The 812-nt window shown below is 57.1% G+C and carries 1 protein-coding gene; it reads left to right on the forward strand.

Annotated features, from left to right (window positions below; translation table 11 throughout):
• Nucleotides 1-791 (forward strand): major capsid protein (locus tag FQZ95_RS17905; protein ID WP_202384170.1); only part of this gene is annotated, 791 nt, incomplete at its 5' end.
• Nucleotides 792-812: the final 21 nt, after the last annotated feature.

Raw genomic sequence — 812 nt, forward strand, 5'->3', positions numbered from 1 at the left:
AACCCAAGCATGAAGTGAATCCGCAGATGACCCTGCGTCGCCTGCCGGATGAAGATCCGCAGAATCTGGCGGACCCGGCTTACCGCCGCCGTCGCATCATCCTGCAGAACATGCGTGACGAAGAGCTGGCCATTGCTCAGGTCGAAGAGATGCAGGCAGTTTCTGCCGTGCTCAAGGGCAAATACACCATGACCGGTGAAGCCTTCGATCCGGTTGAGGTGGATATGGGCCGCAGTGCGGCGAACAACATCACGCAGTCCGGCGGCACGGAGTGGAGCAAGCGTGACAAGTCCACGTATGACCCGACCGACGATATCGAAGCCTACGCGCTGAACGCCAGCGGAGTGGTGAATATCATCGTGTTTGATCCGAAAGGCTGGGCGCTGTTCCGTTCCTTCAAAGCCGTCAAGGAGAAGCTGGATACCCGTCGCGGCTCTCATTCCGAGCTGGAGACAGCGGTGAAAGACCTGGGTAAAGCGGTGTCCTATAAGGGGATGTATGGCGATGTGGCCATCGTCGTGTATTCCGGACAGTACGTGGAAAACGGCGTCAAAAAGAACTTCCTGCCGGACAACACGATGGTACTGGGGAACACTCAGGCACGCGGTCTGCGCACCTATGGCTGCATTCAGGATGCGGACGCATTGAGTGAGGGTATTAATGCGTCTCCCCGTTATCCGAAAAACTGGAAGACATCCGGCGATCCGGCGCGAGAGTTCACCATGATTCAGTCAGCACCGCTGATGCTGCTGGCTGATCCTGATGAGTTCGTGTCCGTTCAACTGGCGTAATCATGGCCCTTCGGGGCCATT

The sequence above is a fragment of the Escherichia sp. HH41S genome (genome assembly GCF_009820115.1).
Lineage (GTDB): Bacteria > Pseudomonadota > Gammaproteobacteria > Enterobacterales > Enterobacteriaceae > Escherichia > Escherichia coli_F.